This is a genomic window from Methylobacterium guangdongense, assembly GCF_038442355.1.
Taxonomy (GTDB): Bacteria; Pseudomonadota; Alphaproteobacteria; order Rhizobiales; family Beijerinckiaceae; genus Methylobacterium; species Methylobacterium guangdongense.
The window spans coordinates 239,222-260,288 of the sequence record NZ_JBBXMX010000003.1; the positions used below are offsets into that span (position 1 = coordinate 239,222).

The following is a 21,067-nucleotide window of genomic DNA, read 5'->3' on the forward strand; positions in this document are numbered from 1 at the left end:
AAGGATCATGCGCAGAGCGCGGTCAAGGGTGACGAGGCCGTCTCCTCAGGGTGTCATCGCCGTGAAGCCGGCGAACAGGTCGGGCAGGGGCGCCCCCTTGATCGCGGCCGGCAGATCCCGGGGGTGGATGAACGCGTCCTGGAACCAGGGGTAGCGCTTGGGATCGAAGGCGGCGCGGACCCAGTCGATCGTTCGGCGCACCCGCTCGATCCGTTCCGCGTCGGGATGGTAGGTCAACCAGATGTCGAGGCTGTACCGGCCGAGATTGTCGATCGGGATCACACGCGCCCCGATGGCGCTGGCGTAAGTCGGCAACAGGCCGATGCCCGCGCCCTTGGCGATCGCCCAGTAATACGCGCTGCTGACGTTGATCTTGAGGGCGATCGGGATCGTGTCGGGAAAGCCGGGGATGTCCCGGTTGTAATCCTCCAGGCGGACCGTCTGGCTGCTCGCCTGAACCACGATCCTGTGGCGGACCAGATCTTCCGGTGCGCCCGGCAGCCCGTAGATCTCCTCGTAGTCCTGGCCCGCATAGGGCATCAGGTGGATGCGGCCGAGCTTCACGATCCGCAGATCCGGGCTGGTCGGCCGGGTCAGTTGGATCGCGAGGTCCGCCTCCAGCCGCAGGACGTCGGCGGATTCCATCGCGCAGCGCAGATCGACGGTCAGCCGCGGGTTCGCCCTCTGGAATTCGACCAGCCGCGGCGCGAGCCAGAAGGCGCCGAGACCCTCCGTGACCGCGATCCGCACCTCACCGGCCTCCGAGAACGGGGCCAGATCGCCCGCCCGCATCAATCCGAACGCGGCATCCTCCATGCGGCTTGCGGCCTCCAGGATGGTGCGGCCCTCGGCGGTCAGCCGGATGCCGTCCACATGGCGGGTGAGCAGGGGCGCACCGATCAGGGCTTCCAGATCGCCGATCCGCCGGCGCACCGAGTTGATCGAGAGGCCGAGCTTGGCGGCCGCCGCCCGAAAACTTCCGGATCGTTCCAGGACGAGGAAGACCCGAATCGTCTGCCAATCCGGCATCGGGCCCAGGGCCGCCTCGGTCTGTTCCATCTCCGGAACGCCCCTGTTCCAATTTTTGCACATACGACGCCAGCGCTAGATGCGAAGTGATGAACCGTCAATTCGAAACCGATGACAGGTCATCCGATGACGGTGCACATCGATCGATCGCAATTCGTCGCCAGCGATCCGGCACGACTTGGGACTTCGCAAGTCTCGGCGCCGCGACATGATCTCGGCGCGATCCGCATCGATCGGCTCGCCCGCCATCTCGTCGTCTTCATGCCGATGCCGACGGATCTCGAGCGGCTCATCGCAGCCGCCGAGGCCGATCTGCCGGGCCTCGCGCCGCTGGCGACCGTGCAGCGGGTGATGTCGCACAATCCGGACAGCGTCTGGGCGATCGCGCAGCGGCACAGGTTCGACGCCGCCGCCCCCCGGGGCGATGGTTTCGTCGCCTGCCTGATGCTGAACGCCGTGGGCCTCGCCGCCCTCAAGGCGGGAACCTTCGATGCGGCCGATCCGCCGGTGGCGATGCTCGCGGGCCAGCACGAACGGCCGGCCGGCATCTACGTCTGGGCCGTCTACGCGCGTCGCCGATTGGCCGGCGGCGTCGGCCTCGTCTTCGATCGTCTGTCCAGCCCGAACTATCAGGGTGTCGACTTCTACGCCCGGGCCGCGACGCCCGAGGGCGCGGCGCTGCTGACGACCTTGGGCTTCGCCCCGCCGAACCCGCTGCAGGTCGGCCTCTATCACTTCGCCCGCGGCGCGAAGCCCGACACCGCGCCGATCTACGACAGCCACCGTCCCGGCGGCCATGGCACCAGCGTCGCCGTGGCGCGGAGCATGGAGGATCTCTCCCGCGTCATCGCGTTGCGGTCTGCCGTCTACATGGCGGAGCAGGCCTGCCCGTACGAGGAGGAATTCGACGGCAACGACCTCTCGGCCACCCACCTGATCGGCTATGTGGGCGATGAGCCGGCGGGCTGCCTGCGCATCCGCTTCTTCGCGGATTTCGCCAAGATCGAGCGGCTGGCGGTGCGGGCCGAGTATCGCAACACCCGCATGGCCTTCGCGCTGGTCCGCGCCGGGATCGAACTCGCCCGGGTGAAGGGGTATCGCCGGCTCTACGGCCATGCGCAGAAGCGCCTCGTCGGGTTCTGGAGCCGCTTCGGCTTCCGGGTGTTCGAAGGCGCGCAGGAACTGGTCTTCTCCGACTTCGACTACGTCGAGATGATCCTTGACGCCGAACGCCATCCCCAGGCCATCAGCATCGGCGTCGATCCCTACGTGATCATCCGGCCGGAGGGCCGCTGGCACCGGGCCGGGGCGCTCGATCACTCGCGGAGCCGGGCCGTCACCCGGCCCTCCGTCGACAGCAAGGTCGCCCTGTGATGCGCCAGATCAATCCGGCGCTCTATCGACGACCGCGCAGCGTCCCGGTGCTGGTTCTGGTCGACATGCAGCAGGAATACGAGGTGGCGGGCCGGCCGCTGGCATTGCCGAGCATCGGCCCCGCCCTGTCGAACTGTCGACTCGCCCTCGACCACGCCCGCGAGAGCGGCATTCAAATCGCCTATGTCCGCTGGATCGGGGCGCCCCTGTTCCAGGCCGGCACCCGCTTCGCCCGCTGGATCGAGGGATTCGAGCCGCAGGGCTGCGACATGATCTTCGACCGGGACCGGCCCTCCTGCTACGCCAGCCCGTCCTTCGCCGACGTGATGGAGCGGGGCTCTCCACCCCTCGTCATCGCGGGCTTCGCGGGCGAGGCCGCCTGCCTCGCCACCGCGATCGACGGCTATCACCGCGGTCAGGACATCACCTTCCTCAACGACGCCTCGGCGAGCCACGGCCTCGACGGCATCGCCGCCGCCGACATCCACCGCTCGGTAAGTGCCGTCCTGCGTGCGTTCGGGGATGTCATGAACACGCAAGCCTGGATCGCCGCCACATCGCCCTTCGGCGTGACGACGTTCTCCCCCAGCTCGACCCATGCCAATGATTGATCGCATCCAGAACGACGGTGCCGGCGGCGCAACAGCGCGCGCGGGCGATGCGGACATTGACCTGCGCCTCGGACGTCACGCGGTCGCGCTGCTCCAGGCCGCGCGGGAGATCGGAGATCCGACGCTCATCGCCCATGCCGAGGCCATGGCGGTGGCGGTCGGGTTCGCGCTGGCGGCCCGCATCACCAACGGGGATGGGCGCGAGGACTGAACTCAGACGCCCTCGTCCTCACCGTCGATCAGGCGCATGGCGCGCAGGCGTTCCGTGCGCTCGTCCCGCGATCGCCGATCCGCGTCGAGGGCGAGCCACAGGGCGAGCGTGTCCGGATCGTGCTGAAGCGCGCGGTGCCCTTCGGAATCCTGGGGCGATGGGGTTTGTTCGAAGGCGTCCATCGTAGGTCTTCCGTGCTCTGACGCGCCGTCGGCTACAGGCGGCAAGCCGACCGGTCCAGCCCGAGCCTGCCCAAAGCATTCGACAAAGCGCCGGCATCGTCACCCAAACGTCGGACGCCCGGTTACTCGGTACGCGAGCAGCTCAGCTTCGCCCTCGACGCTGTCGATAGCAACGCGATCGATGCGTGCGGCTCGTCCGAGCAGATTGCAAAGTCTTAATAACACGGCTGAGTGATGAAGCTGGCTGCCAAGTGCGGAAGGCACCCTCTTCCTCGTCCTGGCGACAGGTCCAGGCGCCGGGCGAAACCCTGAGGTCGGTGCCGCATCGTGTCGGGTCAGAAACATCGTGGACACCCGCGCGTCCTACGGAAGCCGCCCTGTGCCGCCCGTGCCCGGACTCCAGGGACACTCGAGAGGCGCAGCGTATCAGGCCTGGGACCCGGTCAACGTGGCGATGACGGCTTCGACCACATCGATCTGCTGCTGCACGGCCACGAATCGTGGCCCAGCCTCCGATCCATCGCCCAGCACGAACGTGCCCTTCTGCCGCCGCGTCTCGCGCAGCTTCCGTACCGAGGCTACGAGGATCTGCCGTTCCTCAAGGAGCGCGGCGTGCAGCTCGTACAGGCCGTCCAATTCGAGCGTCTGGGCCATGCGGGGTTCTGATCTCGGGAAGCCGTCGCCGACGCGATGGCCGAAGCTGCGTGAGGGAGCGCGGTGGCCGCAACGATCCCGCGGTCGCGCCGTAGCTACCCTGACTTACCCGAGTTTGCACTGTCCGTTGCCCGTGAAACCGTTTGGCTCGGTGGAGCGCATCGGTGTCGATCGCCCGGATTGTATGCTACTGAATGCAAAATATTCCAGATCCTGCCGCGGGCGGCGCGAGGGGCGGACGTGAGCGCATGCTGAGCGATGATGCGGATCATCGCGCTGCATCTCGATCGGATGCGATCGAGGCGGCGCACAAGGGCGGCGCAGTCCGGCACACGGCTGCCGTCACCAGACCGAAGCGCGGTCGCGGCTTCGCGCTGATGCTGGTCTTTCTGGCCGCAGCGGGTGGGGGCGCCTACGGCTACACCCGCCTCAACCAGCCGGAGGCGAAGCCGAAGGCCGCCGCACCGCGGGCGGTCCCGGTCACGCTCGGGATCGTCGAGCAGGGACCGTTTGCCCTCGTGTCGAATGGTTTGGGCACCGTCCAGGCCTACAACACCGTCCAGGTCCGCAGCCGCGTCGACGGCGAGATTCAGCAGGTCGCCTTCCGCGAGGGCCAGACCGTCCGCAAGGGCGATGTCCTCGTCCAGATCGATCCGCGCCCCTATCAGGCGACGCTCGATCAGGCCAAGTCCAAGAAGGACCAGGACACCGCAAACCTGAACAACGCCAAGGCCGACCTTGTCCGCTATACGGGTCTCGGCGCCTACGCGTCGCGGCAACAGACGGAGACGCAGACCGCCCTGGTCGCGCAGCTGACCGCGCAGGTCGCCTCCGATCAGGCCGCCATCGACAACGCCACGACGCAGCTCAGCTATGCCACGATCCGTGCCCCGATCGCCGGCGTGACCGGCTTCCGCCAAGTCGATATCGGCAACATCGTCAACGCCGCCGGCCAGACGCCGATCGTGACGATCACCCAGGTCGAGCCGATCTTCGTGGTCTTCACCGCGCCGGAGGATCAGCTTCCGGCCATCACCGCGGCGATGCGGACGGGCGACGTGCCCGTGGAGGCCTGGAGCTCGGACGGGCTCACCAAGCTCGCCGACGGCAAGCTCGCCCTGTTCAACAATCAGGTGGATACCGCGACCGGTACCATCCGCCTGAAGGCTGTCTACGAGAACCAGAACCACGTGCTGTGGCCGGGCCTGTCGGTCTCGACGAAGATGCGCGTCGGCATCGTGGCGCGCGCCACGACGATACCGGACAACGCCATTCAGCATGGCCCGGACGGCCTGTTCGCCTTCGTGGTCGACGAGACCGACCATGCGCATCAGGTTGCGTTCAAGGCCGGCCGGTCCGATTCGGGGCGCACGCAAATCCTCGGCGGTGACCTGAAGCCGGGCGAGCGCGTGATCACGGCCGGCCAGTACAAGGTGCAGGACGGCAGCCTCGTCGCCGAGGCGCACGCCTCAGGGGCGGCGCAGGCGACAACGCCCGCGCATCAGGTGGAGGCGCACCGCTGATGCATCGGCCTGCTCCGAAGACGGATCGATCGGCTGGCGGGGGCCGGCGATGAAGGGCGGCATCTCCGCGCCGTTCATCCGCTTCCCGGTGGCGACCACGCTGATCATGGTCGGCATCCTGTTCCTTGGGATCGTGGCCTATCCGCTGCTCGGCGTCGCGCCGCTGCCGCAGGTCGATTTCCCGACGATCCAGGTGACGGCGCAGCTCCCCGGTGCCAGCCCGGAGACCATGGCGTCCTCCGTGGCGCAGCCCCTGGAGCGGCAATTCTCGCAGATCCCCGGCGTCTCGCAGATGACGTCGCAGAGTTCGCTGGGAATCTCGTCGATCACCGTTCAGTTCGACCTCAACCGGAACATCGACGGGGCGGCGAGCGACATCCAGGCGGCGATCAATGCCGCCAGCGGCCAGCTCCCGAAGAATCTGCCGATCCCGCCGACCTACCGGAAGGTGAATCCGGCCGACTCGCCGATCCTGCTGCTCTCGGCCACCTCCGACACGATGCCGCTGATCGACGTGGATGACGCGGTCGACGTGCAGCTCGCCCAGCGCATCAGCCAGATCTCGGGCGTGGCCCAGGTGTTCATCGGCGGCCAGCAGAAGCCGGCGATCCGCATCCAGCTCGACCCGGCCAAGCTCGTGGCCAAGAACCTGTCGCTGGAGGACGTGCGCACGCAGCTCACCCTGACCACCGTCAACAACCCGAAGGGCAGTATCGACGGCGGCAGCCACAGCTACACGATCTACGCGAACGACCAGCTCACGGCGGCAAAGAACTGGAACGACGTGATCGTCGCCTATCAGAACGGCGCGCCCCTCCGGGTGCGCGACATCGGTCGCGCGGTCGCGGGCCCGGAGGACATGAAGCAGGCCGGCTGGACCAACGGCAAGCGCGGCGTGTTCCTCGTGGTGTTCAAGCAGCCCGGCGCCAACGTGATGGACACGGTGGACAGCATCAAGGCGCAGCTGCCGCGCCTGACCGCGACGCTGCCGGCCGGCATTAAGATCGACATCCTCAGCGACCGCACCCAGACGATCCGCGCCTCGGTGGAGGACGTCCAGTTCACGCTGCTGCTCACCATCGTGCTGGTGGTGGGGGTGATCTTCGTCTTCCTGCGCAGCTTCTGGGCGACCGTGATCCCGAGCGTGACCGTGCCGCTCGCGCTGCTGGGCGCCTGCGCGCTGATGTGGATGGCCGGCTACACCCTCGACAACCTCTCGCTGATGGCGCTCACGATCTCGGTCGGGTTCGTGGTCGACGATGCGATCGTCGTGCTGGAGAACATCAGTCGCTACGTCGAGGAGGGGATGCGGCCCATGGAGGCCGCCTTCAAGGGCGCGGGTGAGATCGGCTTCACCATCGTGTCGATCTCGGTGTCGCTGATCGCGGTGCTGATCCCGCTCCTGCTGATGGGCGGCATCATCGGCCGGCTGTTCCGCGAGTTCGCCGTGGTGCTGTCGATGACGATCGCGGTCTCGGCCTTCGTGTCGCTGACGCTCACCCCGATGATGGCCTCGCGCCTGCTCAAGCCCCATGGCGCCGAGCGGCACGGCCGGCTCTACCGGATCAGCGAGGCCGGCTTCGACTGGCTGCTGTCCGTCTATGCGGATGCCCTCGATGTGGCTCTGCGCTTCCGCAAGGTCACGCTGCTGGTCTTCTTCGCCACGCTGGCGTTGACCGGCTACCTGTTCGTTGCGATCCCGAAGGGATTCTTCCCGCAGCAGGACACCGGCTTCATGATCGGCGTCACCGAGGCGGGGCAGGACATCTCGTTCTCGGCGATGCAGAAACTACAGGAGAAGGTCGGCGCCATCGTGCAGGCCGATCCGGCCGTGGCGACGGTGGGCATGTCGCTCGGCGGCAACGGACAGGCGCTGAATTCCGGGCGCATGTACATCACGCTGAAGCCCCGCGACGAGCGCGACGTCAACGCGTTCCAAGTGATCGGGCGGCTGCGGCCGAAGCTGGATCAGGTCGAAGGGGTCCGCACCTTCATCCAGGCGACGCAGGACGTACGCACGGGCGGTCGCACCTCGCGCACGCAATTCGAGTACACGCTGCAGGATCCGGATCTCGCCGAGCTAAATACCTGGGCGCCCAAGATCCTCGACACGATGAAGACACTGCCGGAGCTGCGCGACGTCGCCACCGATCAACAGACCCGCGGCACGACGCTCACCCTGTCGATCGACCGCGACGCCGCCTCGCGCTACGGCATCACGCCCCAGCTCATCGACGACACGCTCTACGACGCGTTCGGCCAGCGGCAGATCGCGCAGTACTTCACGCAGCTCAATAGCTACCACGTGGTGTTGGAGGTGCTGCCGGCGCTCCAGGGCAGCGTCGAGAGCCTGGACAAGATCTACATCAAGGCACCCAATGGCGGCGGCCAAGTGCCGCTCGCGGCTTTCGCGCATTGGACGACCGTTCCGGTGGCGCCGCTCGCCGTGAACCACCAGGGCCAATTCCCGGCGGTGACGATCAGCTTCAATCTCGCGCAGGGCGTAGCCCTCGGGCAGGCCACCGAGGCGATCGCGCAGGCGATGCGGGACCTGCAGGTGCCGCCGACCGTGGTGAGCGGCTTCCAGGGTACCGCCCAGGCCTTCCAGCAATCGCTCTCGACCGTGCCGCTGCTGATCCTGGCGGCCCTGTTCGTGGTCTACCTGATCCTCGGCATCCTATACGAGAGCTTCATCCACCCGATCACCATCCTGTCGACGTTGCCCTCGGCAGGCGTCGGCGCGCTGGCGGTCCTGATGATGGCGGGGTTCGACTTCAGCCTGATCGCGCTGATCGGCATCATTCTGTTGATCGGCATCGTGAAGAAGAACGGCATCATGCTGGTCGATTTCGCGATCGTGGCCGAACGCGAGGAGGGTCTCACGCCCGAGGAGGCGATTCGGAAGGCCGCCTTGCTGCGCTTCCGCCCGATCCTGATGACCACCATGGCCGCCTTGCTCGGTGGCATTCCGCTGATGTTCGCCCATGGCACCGGCTCCGAGATCCGGCAGCCGCTGGGCTACGCCATGGTGGGCGGTCTGGCGGTCAGCCAAGTCCTGACGCTCTTCACGACGCCGGTGATCTACATCTACCTCGACCGGCTGGCGCACCGCTTCTCCTATCGTGACAAGCCGACCCTGGAGGCCGCGCTCAACGATGGCGAGGCGGAGCCTGAAGAGGAGGTTCGCGGGCCGCCGACGCTGCGGGCGGCGGAGTAGGTCGGGGATCGAGCCCGTATTTGCAGGGCGAGCGGATCAGTTTCACGCTGCATTGACAGGCTTTAGACGAAATTGTGTAGTAAGTCCCATTTTTCTGATTATATTGCACGCTGAATAGTATGGAAATTACCGAAAATGGTACTCAATGTTCATAGATACGAAGATATACGACATTAGTGGAATCAATTTTTTATTAGCCAATTCGTCTCAAAATCTTGGAGCTTTGAAGATGAAAACAATTATGCATTGTTAATGCAAATTCTGTGAGATCCATGTATTGAAAATTTAATTACTGTTGTTATATTAAAATATGTAACCGTATATATCTTTTGAACTGAAGTTGGCAATCTTATTCTTTCTAGCGAATACCCGCCGGAATGCTGCTGTACGGAGACTGGATCTGTGATTCGTCACCACTGTTTGTGGTCGTAGAACATAAATTTTGACATGTTCGAAAAAGAAATATTCCTAAGCTCTTCGTAAGCTTTATATTTTGTCGAGCAAGTAGATTTTTACGCGTTTTGAAAAAGATTAACGCTGAGAGTTCTGCCGAAACGGAACACCTTGGGAATCCGCATTCAGCCTTGCACAAGCTACGCTTTCTACGCTGCTCCAGAGTCATTCTCGAAATTAGGAGGTCAAAGATATATAGCCGGATTAAGCTCATTTGTCTAAGAAAGCACTTTAAGCAGGGTATGGTAATCTAAACGGAGACCGATTGTGAATAAGATCGTCCTTGCCCGCTATCGCGAGTCGGTAGACTGGATCGTACACATTCCGGATGACTTTGAGATATATATCTACAACAAAGGAAACCCTATTGTATCTCCAGCGGTTCTCCGACGAGCTCATTCAATTATCGAACGACCAAATGTCGGGCGCGAATCGGAAACTTACCTGTTCCATATGGGGACGAAGGTTGACGACAGCAATAATTTCACTGTTTATGCGCAAGCGGATCCTTTTACCCATAGTCCAGATTTTATGAAACTTCTCTCCAACTGGCGGCAGTGGAGCGACCTACAACCGTTATCTTGGGGTTGGAGAGAAGATCATGATGTTCCTCCTCGCTACCTGCGGGATGACTACGAGGCCAAGCTGGATGGCCGGCTGCGGGTAAGACCAGAGCGCTTTTCCCTCCATACTTGGATGCCAATCGAGTTTTTTGATGTGGGCGCCTATAATACCAGTAGACATTATCGTGAGGTGCATGGTCAACTCCCAGAAGGAACGAACGTTGCCTCTCATTTTTTGAACTTAGCAAAATTGCCGCATCTTGCACGTGAAGCAGAACTTTATTCACTAGGAGTATTTTCATACGGAGCTCTTTTCGCAGCACGGAATTTTCTTGTCAAAAAACTGCCTACTGAAAGCTTGAAAATGCTGTATCAAGCCTCGTTGGGAGATATCTGCTATGGTTATATACTCGAGCGGCTGTGGTTACATATCCTTGATGCCGACTTTGAATTGCCGAAAATTGAACCTGCACCTCTCAACAAAATGGATTATGCAGTTGGTGAAGCCAAAATGCTATCGACTGGTAATGACTGTTGATTATCCGATGGCAAACATGAACAATGCACGCCATATTGATGCGTCGTCTTTTTCAGGTGAACATTATGTAACATATCATCATGTATTTTTTCAGCTGATTACTGGTCAGACGCTGAAATTGCTTTTGAATTACCGTTTGTCGGAGAGCAGGCGCATCGCCCAGCTGGACCGGCGCGACGCGCCTCCTTCAGCGTCGTCAGATCGAAGGATGAATGAGGTGGCCAACACGAGTGAAGGGTAGGTCGCGGTCGATCAGCAACAGACTTCCAGCTACTTGTTTTACCCTCATGCCATAATGGAGAGGGGGAAATTCATCGAACTGCCTCTCCCGGAACTCGACTGGCCACGTCCATGTTACTCCGCTCCGCTTGGCACGGACGGCCGCTGAACCAGTTGTGTCCGGATCGGGCCACGGGCCCCGGACATGAAGGACGCGGATGAGTCAGAACCTGCCGCTGCGAGGGCTCACCGTCCTCGCCCTGGAGCAGGCGGTCGCCGCCCCGTACTGCACGTCGCGGCTGGCCGATGCCGGGGCGCGGGTCATCAAGATCGAGCGCCCCGAGGGCGACTTCGCCCGCGGCTACGATGCGGCCGTCCACGGGCTGTCGAGCTACTTCGTCTGGCTCAATCGCGGCAAGGAGAGCCTCGTCGCCGACATCAAGGATCCGGAGGATGCGCGCCTGCTCCATGCGATCCTCGCGCGGGCCGACGTGTTCGTGCAGAACCTCGCCCCCGGCGCCGCCGCCCGCGCGGGCTTCGGGTCCGCGGAACTGCGTGCCCGCCATCCGCGCCTGATCACCGTCGACATCTCCGGCTACGGTGCCGGCCACGCCTACAGCGACATGAAGGCCTACGACCTGCTGGTCCAGGCCGAGAGCGGGCTTGCCGGGATCACCGGCCATCCGGCGGGCCCCGGCCGGGTCGGTGTCTCGGTCTGCGACGTGGCCTGCGGGATGGACGCCCATGCCGCCGTGCTGGAGGCGCTGATCGCCCGGGGCATCACGGGGGAGGGCTGCAGCCTGGAGGTCAGCCTGTTCAGCGGCGCAGCCGACTGGATGAACGTGCCGCTGCTCTACTTCGAGGGCACCGGCCGGGTCCCGCAAAGGGTCGGCCTCGCCCATCCGTCGATCTGCCCCTACGGGGCCTTCCCGACCGCCGACGAAAGCCTCGTGCTGATCTCGATCCAGAACGAGCGCGAATGGGCGCGCTTCTGCGCGGTGGTGCTGGAGGAGCCCGACCTCGCGACCGCCGAGAGTTATGCCCCCAACACCGCCCGGGTGGCCAACCGGGAGATGGTCGACCGGCGCATCGCCGAGACCCTGGCGAGGCTGACCCGCGATGCGGCGGCGGCCCGGCTGAAGGAAGCCGGCACCGCCTACGGCTTCGTCAACACCCTGGCCGATCTCGCAACCCATCCGGCGCTGCTGCGGGCCGCCGTGGAGACGCCCGGCGGGACCGCCCATATCGTGGCGCCGCCGGTGCTGGTCGACGGGCAGACGCGGGCACTCGGTCCGGTCCCTGAAATCGGCCAGCACAGCACAGCCGTCCGCGCGGAATTCGCTACGCGCTGATCACCACACCAGGGGAGGGGACCATGAGGCTCGACGGGAAGGTCGCGATCGTGACGGGTGCCGGCGGTGGCTTCGGCGCGGGTATCGCCCGGCGCTTCGCCGAGGAGGGGGCCCGCGTCGCCTGCCTCGACATCGACCGGGCGGCGGCCGAACGCGTGGCGACGGAGATCGGTGCGAACGCGCTCGCGATCGGCGCGGATGTCGGCGATGCCGCCGCGGTCGAGGGCGCCGTCATGGCGACCCGCGAGCGGTTCGGCGCCCCGCACATCCTGGTCAACAACGCCGGCACCACCCATCGCAACAAGCCGCTTCTGGAGGTGACCGAGGAAGAGTTCGACCGTGTGTTCCGCGTGAACGTGAAGTCGATCTTTCACTTCGTCCGGGCGGTCGCCCCGCTGATGCGCGACCAGGGCGGCGGGGTGATTCTGAACGTCAGTTCGACCGCGGCGCTGCGGCCGCGCCCCGGACTCACCTGGTACAACGCCTCGAAGGGTGCCGCGAGCCTCGCCTCGAAATCCCTGGCGCTGGAACTCGCGCCCTGGAAGATCCGGGTGAACGCCCTCTGCCCGGTGATGGGCGCGACCGGGCTGCTCGAACAGTTCATGGGCGTGCCCGACACGCCTGAGAATCGCGAACGGTTCATCGCCACCATCCCGCTGGGCCGGATGTCGCAGGCGAGCGACATCGCGGCGGCGGCGGCGTTCCTGGCATCGGACGAAGCCGCATTCATCACCGGCGTCGATCTGCCGATCGACGGCGGCCGCACGGCCTGAGGAGCACGCCATGGAAGCCTATACCGAGATCCGCGAAGCCGTGGCGAAGCTCTGCGCGGGCTTCCCGGGCCCGTATTGGCGCGCACTCGACCGGGAGATGGCCTACCCGACGGAATTCGTGAACGCGCTCACCGAGAGCGGCTATCTGTCGGTCCTGATTCCGGAGGAGTACGGCGGCTCGGGCCTCCCGCTCTCGGCCGCCGCCGCGATCCTGGAGGAGGTGCAGCGCGCGGGCTGCAATGGCGGCGCCTGCCACGCGCAGATGTACACGATGGGCACCCTGCTCCGGCACGGCTCGGAGGCCCAGAAGGCCGAATACCTGCCGGGCATCGCCGAGGGACGCCTCCGGCTCCAGGCTTTCGGGGTGACGGAGCCCACCTCCGGCACCGATACCGGCAGCCTCAAGACGACAGCGCGTCGGGAAGGCGATCACTACGTCGTCAACGGCCAGAAGATCTGGACGAGCCGCGCCGAGTATTCCGATCTGATGCTGCTCCTCGCCCGCACGACGCCGCGGACCGAGGGCATGAAGCGCACCGACGGCCTCTCGGTTCTCCTCGTCGACATGCGCGAGGCGCGGGGCAACGGGCTCACGATCCGGCCGATCCGCACGATGATGAACCATGCCACCACGGAGGTCTTCTTCGACAACCTCCGTGTGCCGGTGGAGAACCTGATCGGCGAGGAGGGCAGGGGCTTCCGCTACATCCTGTCGGGCATGAACGCGGAGCGCATCCTGATTGCCGCCGAGTGTATCGGCGACGCCAAGTGGTTCATCGACAGGGCGAAAACCTATGCCGGCGAGCGCTCGGTCTTCGGCCGGCCGATCGGCGCCAATCAGGGTGTGCAGTTCCCGATCGCCCGGGCCTACGCCAACATGCGGGCGGCGGAGCTGATGGTCCGCGAGGCGCTGGCCCTCTATGAGGGCGGCGCCAATCCGGGCGCGGAGGCCAACATGGCCAAGATGCTTGCCGCCGACGCCTCCTTCGAGGCGGCCAACGCCTGCATCCAGACCCATGGCGGCTTCGGCTTCGCGGAGGAATACGACGTGGAGCGTAAGTTCCGCGAGACGCGCCTTTATCAGGTCGCACCGATCTCGACGAACCTGATCCTGGCCTACCTGTCCGAACACGTGCTCGGGTTACCGCGCTCGTACTGACGGCGACGATCGAGCCGTGCGGTTTTCTCCTCCCCTGGTGGGGAGGGAAAAGCGCTTGTTTTTAAGAAAGCTCAGTGTCGGACCGAGACGCGTGAACCCGCTTGCTTGTGCAGGCGCGTCGGCCCGTCTCGCCTACGATGCGGGCTTCGCCGAGGCGAAGCCCGCTCCATCATGCCTCAGGCCACCTTGAGCCCGACATTGACGTTGCCGCGGGTGGCATTCGAGTACGGGCAGACCTGATGCGCCGCCTCCACGAGCTTCTGCGCGTCGGCGTGGTCGAGGCCCGGCAGGCTGATCGTCAGATCGGCGGTGATGCCGAAGCCGCCCTCGGAGCGCGGGCCGATGCCCACATCCGCCGTCACGCTGGTATCGGCCGGAACCTTCAGCTGCAGCGAAGGCGCCACCGCCTTCATGGCACCGAGGAAACAGGCCGAGTAGCCTGAGGCGAAGAGCTGCTCCGGGTTGGCACCCGGACCACCCGCGCCACCAAGCTCCTTCGGGGTCGCGAGCTTGACCTCGAAGCTGCCGTCGGCCGTGCGGGCGGCGCCGTCGCGGCCTCCGGTGGCGGTGGCAGTGGTGCGGTATTTCACGTCCACGGACATGCGAGACTCCGAATTATGAATGCGAGTCGGCATCTAGGGGCCGGCCCGCGGTTGGATAGCCCCAATTTAGATTGTGCGCAATCGATATTCAAGGATCGATCAGACAGAAGCGGTCGACGTCGACCAATCCGCGATCGGTGATCTTGAGATGCGGGATGACCGGGAGCGGCAGGAACGCCACCTGCAGGAACGGCTCGGGCAGGACGACGCCCAGGCTCTTGGCGGCGGCCCGGAGGGTGACCAGATCCCGCCGGATCGCGTCGAACGGCATCAGGCTCATGAGGCCGGCAAGCGGCAGCGCGATCTCGGCGAGTACGCGCCCGCCCTCCACCACGACGAAGCCGCCCTCGATCTCGCCCAGGCGATTCACCGCCACCGCCATGTCGGCCTCGTCGACACCGACCACCGTGATGTTGTGGCTGTCGTGCCCGACCGAAGACGCGATGGCGCCGCGCTGAAGGCCGAACCCCTTAACGAAGGCAACACCGATCCCGCGGGCACCCGGCGCCGTGCGTCCGTGGCGCTCAACGACCGCGACCTTGACGGCGTCCTGGCCGAGATCGACCTGCCGCTCACCGCCGACATAGGGCAGCGTCAGGTCGTGGCGCAGGGTGATGATCTGGCCCGGCACGACACCGATCACCGGCGTCGAGGGGCCGGAGCCCCGCGCGGCGAAATCCGCCGCCGTCACCCGCCGCGCCCGAACGCTGCCACGGCCGATCGGGGCGATGGGCTGCCGGCCGGCAAACAGCCCGTCGTCAACCGGCCGTCCGGCCGCGAACACCCGGGAGACCGCGCAGGTCGCCAGATCGTCGAGCACCACGAGGTCGGCGCGCTGGCCCGGCGCCACGAGGCCCCGGTCGTGCAGGCCGAAGGCACGCGCGGCCGACCACGACGCGGCCCGGTAGGCGGCGAGCGGCGGCGCGCCGAGCGCGATGGCGGTGCGGATGATGAAGTCGAGATGCCCCTCCTCGGCGATGTCGAGGGGGTTACGGTCGTCGGTGCAGAAGGCCAGGAACGGCGCGGTCCGCTCGGTGAGGATCGGCGCCAGCGCGTGAAGATCCTTGCAGACCGAGCCCTCCCGAATCAGCACGGTCATGCCCTTCGAGAGCTTTTCGCGGGCCTCCTCGGGGGTCGTCGCCTCGTGTTCCGTGCGGATGCCGGCGGCGATGTAGCCGTTGAGGGCCGCGCCGCGCAGGAGCGGGGCGTGGCCGTCGATGTGGCGGCCCTGGAACGCTGCGAGCTTCTCCAGCACGGCCGGGTCGCCCGCCAGTACCCCGGGGAAGTTCATGAACTCGGCGAGCCCGATCACCTTCGGGTGGGCGGCGAAGGGCAGGAGATCGGCCGCCGCGATCCGGGCGCCCGAGGTTTCCAGATGGTCGGTCGCCGGGACGCAGGAAGAGAGCTGCACCCGCAGGTCCATCGCCAGCGTCTCGGCCGAGGCCAGGAACCATCGGAAGGCCTCGATCCCGAGGACGTTGGTCATCTCGTGCGGATCGCAGATCCCCGTGGTCACCCCGTGGGGCAGGACGCAGCGCTCGAATTCCTGAGGCGGCATCAGCGACGATTCGACGTGGAAATGCGTGTCGATGAAGCCCGGCACCACGATCTGGCCGGCGATGTCGGCCTCGCGCCGTCCGCGATAGGTCCCGAAGGTGCCGACGATCCGGTCGCCGCAGACGGCGACATCCGACGCCACGAGATCCCCGGTCACGAGATCGAGGAACCGGCCGCCCTTCAGGACGAGATCGGCCTCGGTGCGGCCTTGTCCCTGATCGATGGCCCGCCGCAGGAGATCCGCCTGTCGCATCGCGTGATGTCGCTTCCGCCTCGCTATCCGCCGGGAGCATGCCACGGATGCGAGGCCTTCGGCGACGCTTGCAGGTGGACCGGCAGGGGGGCAGAAGCCCAGCACCTTCAAACCAGTCGAACCTGCCGATGCCTGCCTATCGTTCCCGCACCACGACTCATGGCCGCAACATGGCCGGCGCCCGCGGCCTCTGGCGCGCCACCGGCATGAAGGATGCCGATTTCGGCAAGCCGATCATCGCGGTGGTGAACTCGTTCACGCAGTTCGTGCCGGGCCACGTCCACCTGAAGGATCTCGGCCAGCTCGTCGCCCGCGAGATCGAGGCGGCCGGCGGCGTCGCCAAGGAATTCAACACGATCGCGGTCGATGACGGCATCGCCATGGGCCATGACGGGATGCTGTACTCGCTCCCGTCCCGGGAGCTGATCGCCGACTCGGTCGAGTACATGGTCAACGCGCACTGCGCCGACGCGATGGTGTGCATCTCGAACTGCGACAAGATCACCCCCGGCATGCTGATGGCGACGCTCCGCCTCAACATTCCGACCGTGTTCGTCTCAGGCGGCCCGATGGAGGCCGGCAAGGTGCAACTGCCGGGCATCGCCAAGAAGGTCGATCTCGTCGATGCCATGATCGCGGCCGCCGACGACCGGATCTCCGACGCCGACGTCGCCGTCATCGAGCGCTCGGCCTGCCCGACCTGCGGCTCGTGCTCAGGCATGTTCACGGCGAACTCGATGAACTGCCTGACCGAGGCGCTGGGGCTGGCGCTTCCGGGCAACGGCTCGGTGCTCGCCACCCACGCCGACCGCAAGCGCCTGTTCGTGGAGGCCGGTCACCTGATCGTCGATCTGGCGCGCCGCCACTACGAGCAGGACGACGGGAGCGTTCTGCCGCGCGCGGTGGCGAGCTTTACGGCCTTCGAGAACGCCATGACCCTCGACATCGCCATGGGCGGCTCGACCAACACGGTGCTGCACCTGCTGGCCGCCGCCCACGAGGGCGAGGTGCCCTTCACCATGGCGGATATCGACCGGCTGTCCCGGCGGGTGCCGGTGCTGTGCAAGGTCGCCCCGGCGGTCGCCAACGTCCACATGGAGGATGTCCACCGGGCCGGCGGCATCATGGGCATCCTGGGCGAGCTCGACCGGGCCGGCCTGATCAACACCCGCGTCGGCAACGTCTCGGCCGGGACGCTCGGTGAGGCGCTCGCCCGTTGGGACGTGCGCGGCGAGCCTGCCGCCTCGGTCCAGACCTTCTACCGCGCGGCCCCCGGCGGCGTGCCGACCCAGGTCGCGTTCAGCCAGGAATCCCGGTTCGACGAACTCGACCTCGATAGGGAGGGCGGCGTGATCCGCGATGCCGCCCATGCCTACTCGCAGGATGGCGGGCTCGCGGTGCTCTACGGCAACCTCGCCGAGCAGGGCTGCATCGTGAAGACGGCGGGCGTCGATGCCTCGATCCTGACCTTCACCGGGACGGCCCGGGTGTTCGAGAGCCAGGACGCAGCGGTGGACGGCATCCTCAACGGCAAGGTGACGGCCGGCGAGGTCGTGCTGATTCGCTACGAGGGTCCGCGCGGCGGTCCCGGCATGCAGGAGATGCTGTACCCGACGAGCTACCTGAAATCGAAGGGTCTGGGAAAGGCCTGCGCCCTGGTGACGGATGGACGGTTCTCCGGTGGATCCTCGGGGCTTTCGATCGGCCACGTCTCCCCCGAGGCGGCCGAGGGCGGCCTGATCGGCCTCGTGCGCGACGGCGACACCATCGCGATCGACATCCCGAACCGCAGCATCCGCCTCGACGTGGATGCGGGCGAGCTCGATCGGCGCCGGTCCGAGCAGGAGGCGGCCGGCTGGCAGCCCGCCCAACCCCGCAAGCGCAAGGTCAGCGCAGCCCTGCGCGCCTACGCGATGCTGACGACCAGCGCCGCCCACGGGGCCGTGCGCCGGGTCTGATCAGCGGGTGCCGGTCAGCAGGCCGGCGATGCGATCCCGCAGGGATCTGCGTACCGGCGCGGCCTCGGCGGCCGCGCCGGGCGGGATGCGGCCGAGGGCGGAGAGCATCAGCGGTTCGATCGCCCTGTAACCGGCGAGGCTGAGGTGCAGCCCGTCCGTCCCGTAGGACCGGCGCAACCCGCCCGATCCGTCGGCCAGCACGGAATGGTAGTCGATGTAGGTCGCCCCGTGCTCTTGGGCGTGGTCGCGCAGCCACGCATTGACGGACGCGATCATCGCCGGTGCGTCCGGCACTGCCGGATTCCACGGAATCCGCGCGGCCGGCATGATTGAGCCGACCCAGGCCGTCACACCCATCGCCCGCGCCTCGTCGAGCATGCCGGCGATAGTCCGCGCGATCTCCTCGGCGGGGACGAAGAACCCCTCATTGCGGCCGATATCGTTCACCCCGCACAGCAGATGAACGCCCTTCGCCCCGGTCTCCTCCAGATCGCGGCGGAACCGCATGGTGATCCAGCGCGCCGTCTGGCCCGATCCCCCGCGGGGGATGAGATGGTGAGCCGCGAAGGTCGCGGCGCACAGATTGCCCCACTGCTCGGTGATCGAGTCCCCGATGAAGACGATCGGCGCCACCATGGATCAGACCGCAGCCCCCAACGGTGCGCCGAGCACTTCGGCGATCTCCGCCTGCAGCCGATCCGCTATCATCTGCCGGCCCTCGGAGGTCACGTGCACGATGTCGGTGAACAGGAAGCGGCGATCCTCCTCGAACAGGCGGCTCAGATCCCGGACCGCGAAGGGAGACTCGGCTGCTAGGTCGAGCCGGTCGAGGACGCCGGCGAAGCGATCGTACTGCCGGTCGAGATAAGCCAAGAAAGTCCCGGAGGCAGCGTTCGCCTCCTCAGCCACGCGCTCGGTTTTGCGGACCACGGTGGGCTGGAGATAGAACCGCATCGGCGCGCCGATGCCGGGTGCGAGCCGGGCGAGGCGCTTCAGCGACAGCTCAAATTGGCGGACGACCTCCCATTCCCAGATATCGGATTGCCAATTCGTCAGCGCCCGCAGGTTTTCGAGACGATTGAAGATCATCTCCTGCAGGCTCTCGTAGGACAGCGCCTGCGTTTCGGCCTCGGTTCGCGCCGGGTCGAAGAAATAGTCGTGCAGGCACTCGCTGACGAACTGATTGAACGGGTTACCGGCCCGCGGATCGAAGCTCCACGGCTGGAAGATGTCGGTACCGCCGCCGACGATCAGGATCACATCCGGCTGGAGATCCATCAGCCGGGTCGTGATCAGGGCGATCATCTGGTTGAGGCAGGCCGAGATCGCGCCGAAATTGTAGACCCGCGCGCCCTCGCCGTGGAGCCGTTTCAGCCCCGTTTCGAGGCGTCCTGGCACCGTGTCGGCGAAGACCTGACCGTCGAGCAGCGTGCTGTCGCCGACCAGGAACACGCGCAGCGTCTCCGAAGCGGGGCGCGGCTCCGCGTGTTGGGTGTTGAAGTAGCCAAGCCCGTCGTAGCGCCATCCTTTTTCGGGCAGGTACGTCAGCGGCTTTCCGGCAAATTGAACATACGGCGCCGGGAAGCGCGTGCGCGCGTCGAAGGTCTGGAACAGCCTCACGAATTTCTGGCGTCGGGCATACGCGTCGGCGTCGGGCGTCTGCTCGGCCATGGTTCCTTTTCTCCTTCAGCCCGATCGCAGGATCCGCCTTGGCGACGCTGATCTTAGCCGCGGATGTGGGCCTGATTCTCCAGGAACCAGCCATAGGTCTGGCGCAGGCCCTCTTCCAGCCCGATCTCCGGCCGCCAGCCCATGGCGGAGAGGCGCGACACGTCCATCAGCTTGCGCGGCGTGCCATCCGGCTTCGACGCGTCGAACTCCAGGCGGCCGTCGTAGCCGATCACCCGGGCCAGCGCCTCGGCCAACTCGCGGATCGTGCAATCGACCCCGGTGCCGACGTTGATGTGCGACAGGGTCGGCCGCGTGTTGGCCGCGTAGAGCGCATCGTCCATGTCCATCACGAAGACGCTGGAACGCGCCATGTCGTCGACGTGCAGGAACTCGCGCATCGCCCGGCCCGTGCCCCAGACCGTCACGCTGTCCCGCCCCGCTTCCCTCGCCTCGTGCAGGCGTCGCATCAGCGCGGGCAGCACGTGGGCATTGTCGGGATGGAAGTTGTCGTTGGGCCCGTACAGGTTGGTCGGCATCACGCTGCGATAGCGCCGCCCGTACTGCCGGTTGTAGCTCTCGCACATCTTGATGCCGGCGATCTTGGCGATGGCGTAGGGCTCGTTGGTCGGCTCCAGGACGCCGGTGAGCAGCGCGTCCTCGCGCATCGGCTGGTCGGCGTGCCGGGGGTAGATGCAGGACGAGCCCAGGAACAGCAGCCGGTCGACGTCGCCGAGGTGGGCGGCGTGGATGATGTTGGCCTGAATGACGAGATTGTCGTGGATGAACTCGGCCGGGTAGGTGTTGTTGGCGTGGATGCCGCCGACCTTGGCGGCGGCGAGGTAGACCTGATCGATCCGGTTCTCGGCGAAGAAACGACGCACGGCGGCCTGATCGGTCAGGTCGAGGCTCTGCCGGTCGGCCGTGAGGATGCGCGCGTGGCCCTGCGCCTGCAGGCAGCGCACGATCGCCGAGCCCACCATGCCGCGATGGCCCGCCACGAAGATGGTCTGACCGCGATCCTCCATCAGATCAGCCCTCACGTCCCGTTTCCTGTCCGCCCCACGGTCTGAAGGGGGCCTATAACGCTGTTGGGACGGAGAATCTTGGCGCCAGCGCGGAATTTTTGCGGCGCATGGCCTCGACGTGCTGGATCCCCCCTATCCCAGCG

At 65.9% G+C, this 21,067-nt stretch carries 19 protein-coding genes; 11 read left to right on the forward strand and 8 right to left on the reverse strand.

Annotated features, from left to right (window positions below):
• Positions 1-45 precede the first annotated feature (45 nt).
• Positions 46-1,059, reverse strand: coding sequence for a LysR family transcriptional regulator (locus tag AAHG09_RS08215; RefSeq protein WP_342106576.1), 1,014 nt, complete (start codon positions 1,057-1,059; stop codon positions 46-48).
• A 96-nt stretch (positions 1,060-1,155) separates the two neighbouring features.
• On the opposite strand from AAHG09_RS08215, the gene AAHG09_RS08220 reads away from it, so the two are divergent.
• From AAHG09_RS08220 to AAHG09_RS08230, 3 genes are read left to right on the forward strand one after another with little or no spacing between them, the layout of a single operon-like run.
• Complete coding sequence (locus tag AAHG09_RS08220) at positions 1,156-2,403, forward strand: GNAT family N-acetyltransferase (RefSeq protein WP_342106577.1); 1,248 nt, start codon at positions 1,156-1,158, stop codon at positions 2,401-2,403.
• Positions 2,403-3,014 (forward strand): cysteine hydrolase family protein, encoded by a 612-nt coding sequence (locus AAHG09_RS08225; protein ID WP_342106578.1) that lies wholly within the window; start codon positions 2,403-2,405, stop codon positions 3,012-3,014. Before AAHG09_RS08220 ends, AAHG09_RS08225 begins: the two co-directional genes overlap by 1 nt.
• Positions 3,007-3,225, forward strand: coding sequence for a hypothetical protein (locus tag AAHG09_RS08230; protein ID WP_342106579.1), 219 nt, complete (start codon positions 3,007-3,009; stop codon positions 3,223-3,225). The genes AAHG09_RS08225 and AAHG09_RS08230 overlap by 8 nt, the downstream gene beginning before the upstream one ends.
• Positions 3,226-3,227: 2 nt before the next feature.
• On the opposite strand, the gene AAHG09_RS08235 is transcribed toward AAHG09_RS08230, so the two are convergent.
• Together AAHG09_RS08235 and AAHG09_RS08240 are read right to left on the reverse strand one after the other, a co-directional pair.
• The gene (locus AAHG09_RS08235) at positions 3,228-3,407 is read right to left on the reverse strand and encodes a hypothetical protein (RefSeq protein ID WP_342106580.1); all 180 of its coding nucleotides are present in this window, start codon (positions 3,405-3,407) and stop codon (positions 3,228-3,230) included.
• Between the two features lie 426 nt (positions 3,408-3,833).
• The gene (locus tag AAHG09_RS08240; protein WP_342106581.1) at positions 3,834-4,061 is read right to left on the reverse strand and encodes an HOOK family protein; all 228 of its coding nucleotides are present in this window, start codon (positions 4,059-4,061) and stop codon (positions 3,834-3,836) included.
• Between the two features lie 248 nt (positions 4,062-4,309).
• On the opposite strand from AAHG09_RS08240, the gene AAHG09_RS08245 reads away from it, so the two are divergent.
• The 7 genes from AAHG09_RS08245 (at position 4,310) to AAHG09_RS08275 (ending at position 13,858) form a co-directional block, all read left to right on the forward strand.
• A complete protein-coding gene (locus AAHG09_RS08245) occupies positions 4,310-5,584 on the forward strand; it encodes an efflux RND transporter periplasmic adaptor subunit (RefSeq protein ID WP_342106582.1) in 1,275 nt (424 codons plus the stop codon).
• A 49-nt stretch (positions 5,585-5,633) separates the two neighbouring features.
• Positions 5,634-8,801, forward strand: coding sequence for an efflux RND transporter permease subunit (locus AAHG09_RS08250; RefSeq protein ID WP_342106583.1), 3,168 nt, complete (start codon positions 5,634-5,636; stop codon positions 8,799-8,801).
• A 720-nt stretch (positions 8,802-9,521) separates the two neighbouring features.
• A complete protein-coding gene (locus AAHG09_RS08255) occupies positions 9,522-10,355 on the forward strand; it encodes a hypothetical protein (protein WP_342106584.1) in 834 nt (277 codons plus the stop codon).
• Positions 10,356-10,371: 16 nt separating this feature from the next.
• A complete protein-coding gene (locus tag AAHG09_RS08260) occupies positions 10,372-10,596 on the forward strand; it encodes a hypothetical protein (RefSeq protein ID WP_342106585.1) in 225 nt (74 codons plus the stop codon).
• 196 nt (positions 10,597-10,792) lie between these two features.
• Positions 10,793-11,926 (forward strand): CaiB/BaiF CoA transferase family protein, encoded by a 1,134-nt coding sequence (locus tag AAHG09_RS08265; protein WP_342106586.1) that lies wholly within the window; start codon positions 10,793-10,795, stop codon positions 11,924-11,926.
• 23 nt (positions 11,927-11,949) lie between these two features.
• On the forward strand, positions 11,950-12,699 hold the full coding sequence (locus AAHG09_RS08270; RefSeq protein ID WP_342106588.1) for a glucose 1-dehydrogenase: 750 nt from the start codon (positions 11,950-11,952) through the stop codon (positions 12,697-12,699).
• A gap of 10 nt (positions 12,700-12,709) precedes the next feature.
• On the forward strand, positions 12,710-13,858 hold the full coding sequence (locus tag AAHG09_RS08275) for an acyl-CoA dehydrogenase family protein (protein WP_342106589.1): 1,149 nt from the start codon (positions 12,710-12,712) through the stop codon (positions 13,856-13,858).
• A gap of 176 nt (positions 13,859-14,034) precedes the next feature.
• Here the strand turns inward: AAHG09_RS08275 and AAHG09_RS08280 are convergent, their stop codons facing one another.
• Positions 14,035-14,460 (reverse strand): organic hydroperoxide resistance protein, encoded by a 426-nt coding sequence (locus AAHG09_RS08280; RefSeq protein WP_342106590.1) that lies wholly within the window; start codon positions 14,458-14,460, stop codon positions 14,035-14,037.
• Between the two features lie 88 nt (positions 14,461-14,548).
• The gene (ade, locus tag AAHG09_RS08285) at positions 14,549-16,270 is read right to left on the reverse strand and encodes an adenine deaminase (protein ID WP_342106591.1); all 1,722 of its coding nucleotides are present in this window, start codon (positions 16,268-16,270) and stop codon (positions 14,549-14,551) included.
• A gap of 128 nt (positions 16,271-16,398) precedes the next feature.
• On the opposite strand from ade, the gene ilvD reads away from it, so the two are divergent.
• Positions 16,399-18,228 (forward strand): dihydroxy-acid dehydratase, encoded by a 1,830-nt coding sequence (gene ilvD, locus AAHG09_RS08290; protein ID WP_342106592.1) that lies wholly within the window; start codon positions 16,399-16,401, stop codon positions 18,226-18,228.
• On the opposite strand, the gene AAHG09_RS08295 is transcribed toward ilvD, so the two are convergent.
• The 3 genes from AAHG09_RS08295 to fcl are packed head-to-tail and all read right to left on the reverse strand — an operon-like array spanning position 18,229 to position 20,924.
• Positions 18,229-18,864, reverse strand: coding sequence for a GDSL-type esterase/lipase family protein (locus tag AAHG09_RS08295; protein WP_342106593.1), 636 nt, complete (start codon positions 18,862-18,864; stop codon positions 18,229-18,231).
• Between the two features lie 3 nt (positions 18,865-18,867).
• Positions 18,868-19,899 carry an SGNH/GDSL hydrolase family protein gene (locus tag AAHG09_RS08300; RefSeq protein WP_342106594.1) on the reverse strand — a complete coding sequence of 344 codons (1,032 nt, stop codon included), beginning with the start codon at positions 19,897-19,899 and terminating at the stop codon, positions 18,868-18,870.
• 53 nt (positions 19,900-19,952) lie between these two features.
• Complete coding sequence (gene fcl / locus AAHG09_RS08305) at positions 19,953-20,924, reverse strand: GDP-L-fucose synthase (RefSeq protein WP_342106822.1); 972 nt, start codon at positions 20,922-20,924, stop codon at positions 19,953-19,955.
• Positions 20,925-21,067 lie beyond the last annotated feature (143 nt).

Coding starts and splice junctions, on each gene's coding strand:
- AAHG09_RS08215 (WP_342106576.1), bottom strand. CDS start 1,059: ATGGAACAGACCGAGGCGGCCCTGGGCCCGATGCCGGATTGGCAGACG.
- AAHG09_RS08220 (WP_342106577.1), top strand. CDS start 1,156: ATGACGGTGCACATCGATCGATCGCAATTCGTCGCCAGCGATCCGGCA.
- AAHG09_RS08225 (WP_342106578.1), top strand. CDS start 2,403: ATGCGCCAGATCAATCCGGCGCTCTATCGACGACCGCGCAGCGTCCCG.
- AAHG09_RS08230 (WP_342106579.1), top strand. CDS start 3,007: ATGATTGATCGCATCCAGAACGACGGTGCCGGCGGCGCAACAGCGCGC.
- AAHG09_RS08235 (WP_342106580.1), bottom strand. CDS start 3,407: ATGGACGCCTTCGAACAAACCCCATCGCCCCAGGATTCCGAAGGGCAC.
- AAHG09_RS08240 (WP_342106581.1), bottom strand. CDS start 4,061: ATGGCCCAGACGCTCGAATTGGACGGCCTGTACGAGCTGCACGCCGCG.
- AAHG09_RS08245 (WP_342106582.1), top strand. CDS start 4,310: ATGCTGAGCGATGATGCGGATCATCGCGCTGCATCTCGATCGGATGCG.
- AAHG09_RS08250 (WP_342106583.1), top strand. CDS start 5,634: ATGAAGGGCGGCATCTCCGCGCCGTTCATCCGCTTCCCGGTGGCGACC.
- AAHG09_RS08260 (WP_342106585.1), top strand. CDS start 10,372: ATGAACAATGCACGCCATATTGATGCGTCGTCTTTTTCAGGTGAACAT.
- AAHG09_RS08265 (WP_342106586.1), top strand. CDS start 10,793: ATGAGTCAGAACCTGCCGCTGCGAGGGCTCACCGTCCTCGCCCTGGAG.
- AAHG09_RS08270 (WP_342106588.1), top strand. CDS start 11,950: ATGAGGCTCGACGGGAAGGTCGCGATCGTGACGGGTGCCGGCGGTGGC.
- AAHG09_RS08275 (WP_342106589.1), top strand. CDS start 12,710: ATGGAAGCCTATACCGAGATCCGCGAAGCCGTGGCGAAGCTCTGCGCG.
- AAHG09_RS08280 (WP_342106590.1), bottom strand. CDS start 14,460: ATGTCCGTGGACGTGAAATACCGCACCACTGCCACCGCCACCGGAGGC.
- ade (WP_342106591.1), bottom strand. CDS start 16,270: ATGCGACAGGCGGATCTCCTGCGGCGGGCCATCGATCAGGGACAAGGC.
- ilvD (WP_342106592.1), top strand. CDS start 16,399: ATGCCTGCCTATCGTTCCCGCACCACGACTCATGGCCGCAACATGGCC.
- AAHG09_RS08295 (WP_342106593.1), bottom strand. CDS start 18,864: ATGGTGGCGCCGATCGTCTTCATCGGGGACTCGATCACCGAGCAGTGG.
- AAHG09_RS08300 (WP_342106594.1), bottom strand. CDS start 19,899: ATGGCCGAGCAGACGCCCGACGCCGACGCGTATGCCCGACGCCAGAAA.
- fcl (WP_342106822.1), bottom strand. CDS start 20,924: ATGGAGGATCGCGGTCAGACCATCTTCGTGGCGGGCCATCGCGGCATG.